General features: G+C 60.7%; 2 protein-coding genes. Both read left to right on the top strand.

Annotation, left to right across the window (positions count from 1 at the left end; all coding sequences use genetic code 11):
• Window positions 1–163 precede the first annotated feature (163 nt).
• On the top strand, window positions 164–1,771 hold the full coding sequence (locus XcuCFBP2542_RS20260; RefSeq protein WP_338000096.1) for an XVIPCD domain-containing protein: 1,608 nt from the start codon (window positions 164–166) through the stop codon (window positions 1,769–1,771).
• A 203-nt stretch (window positions 1,772–1,974) separates the two neighbouring features.
• Window positions 1,975–2,190, top strand: coding sequence for a hypothetical protein (locus tag XcuCFBP2542_RS19470; protein WP_146090368.1), 216 nt, complete (start codon window positions 1,975–1,977; stop codon window positions 2,188–2,190).
• Window positions 2,191–2,341 lie beyond the last annotated feature (151 nt).

The raw sequence follows: 2,341 nt of genomic DNA, 5'->3' as shown, positions 1-2,341 counted from the left end.
CTGCCGACGACCTTGGATCGGGACATCGATCAATTGCTGCCGTTGCGCACGGAGTGAGGTTTCGGGGTAGGTGAGGTTGGCGGACGCTTACGAAGCAGCCGCGTCACGCAGGCTCTCTCCCGGCACCGTACGTGGACTGGGCGTTGTGGGTGCAGCGGCCGCCGTGTACGACTTGGGCGCTACGGCTAGAGACACCGAGCGGCTGGACGGGCAGGGCAACAGCACGGCAGCCGAAGCAGAGGTCACACGCTACGCCACACGCAATCTGGGCGCCATCGGCGGGGCCGCGCTTGGCGGAAGTGTAGGTGCGGCGCTAGGCGTGGAGTCTGGCCCGGGCTTGCTGGTCACGGGAGCGATCGGCGGCATCGTTGGCGCGGTGGGCGGCGACAAGCTGGCCGATGCCATCAACGACCATCGCATTTCCCATCAACAGGACGCGCAAGGCAACACCTGGCGTCTTGAGAATCATCAAACTGGAGCGCGGTGGGCGCGTGACGTCAGTACCGGCGAAGTCGATCCAGCCGCCATCGCCTTTGGCGAGGCCGGTGTACCGCTCTACAAGACGCGGGCGGAAGTTGCCACGCCGGAAGTCGCGGATGTGCTGACCTTCAAAGCATCCCGTACGTCCATCGAGCTGGCTCTGGGGGCGCCGCCGCAGAATAGAGATCCCTATACCCTGCCTGCCAACGCAAGTGATACTCGCAGCCTGCGCGAGGCCCCTTGGGTACACGAGCCGGGCACGCAGCAATGGACGCGCCAGATAGCCGACGGATTGGTCGATCGGACAATGAGCACCCACACCGAGACAGCAAGCCCTCAACGTGCAGCACAACTCGATGAAGCATCGCAGCAGATCATTCAACAGAACGCGATGCAGATGTCAGCGGCGATGGCTGCGCAGTACAAAGAGGCTTACGACCAGAATGGCTGGACGCGTCACGCGGTATTCCCTGCCGCAGTGCAGGATGCCCTGACGCATCCTGGGCGCATTGTCGCTTCAGACGGTGATCTCTATGAGCGCAACAAAGACGGTCAATGGACGCACGACGGAATGCTCTGGGACAGCCAGGCCAAAGGAAATCTGAAGCTGGAGCTTGAAGGAACCTATGCCGCCCAGGTCTCTGCCGGTCAGCGTGTGACGGCACAGCCACCGTCCCAAGCTGCCGCCGTACCGATCACTACGCTAGACACGATCCATGTCACTGCACCGCGTGTGCAACACCACGGCAACGCAGATGCCTCACGGGAGAAAGTTGAGCAAAACATCGGGGCACGGGACAATAGCGGACCCGCACGAGCGCACGCTTCCGGCCCGCAAGATCCGGATCATCCCGATCACGCCATGTTGAAGCAGATCCGCGAGGGCGTGGCCAAGATCGATGAGAGCGTCGGCAAGCCGTATGACGACATGAGCGAGCGCGTCAGCCGCTGCCTGCTGGCGGCCTGCAAGGACAATCGCGAACGCAATCCTGATGCGCACGACACCTCGCTTGCAGCAAACGCACTGCAACGCGTGGATCATGTATTGCTGGGCAAGACCGGCAACCTCTTCGCGATCGAAGGACGCATCGACGATCCAGTGCATAAGCGCGTATCTGTCTCGATCGACCAGGCAATTCACATACCTTTGGAACAGTCGGATGCAAAGTTACACGCCGCCAACCACATGATTGCTCAGGAACAGGCCCAGGCCCAGGCCCAATCAAGTCAGCAAGAAGCGGCGCAAGGACAACAGCAAGGCGCTCCGCAGGGCCCACCGATCAGTCTTTGACGGATGACCGGCGCAAGCGGTATCAGATTCACTTCCTACAGAAATTTCAGACTACGCCTTCAGAGTTCGGGAGGCTTTCTCGATATCAGCAGCAATACCTGGCGACGAGTCTTACGATATAGCCAGACTCACACGCATCGATCTTCCCGGCATTCCGCAGCACATCGTGCAGCGCCGCAACAATCGCTTGCCGTGCTTTCTGGATGATGGCGTGGATCGGCCATGCCTTCGAGGACAACCTGACCCGCAAGCGAGAGCGCATCGAGATGCTGTTGCTACTGCACGCACTGGCGATGTTCGTCTCATGGCTGGCGGGAACGGCCGCCGAAGCGATCAATGCGCAGGACAACCTCAATCCTTACCCGACATCGCGAAGGCTGTATAGCCTGGTGCGGCTAGCGACGTCCCCCCGATTTTGAGTAGCGCCCCAGTTTGGAGTCCAATTCCCTACCCCGAGGAGATTGGACGTGAAGAAACGTTTTACGGCTCATCGCGGATTCGTGTGGGTGCCTTGAGGCCCCTGAATCTGCGTTGAGCCTTGGAAACAGGCCCTTTCCACCGTCCCAGAAG

This window comes from Xanthomonas cucurbitae (assembly GCF_002939885.1).
Classification (GTDB): domain Bacteria; phylum Pseudomonadota; class Gammaproteobacteria; order Xanthomonadales; family Xanthomonadaceae; genus Xanthomonas; species Xanthomonas cucurbitae.
The sequence above is the reverse complement of the archived record's forward strand: the minus strand, read 5'-3'. Positions and strand labels throughout refer to the sequence as shown.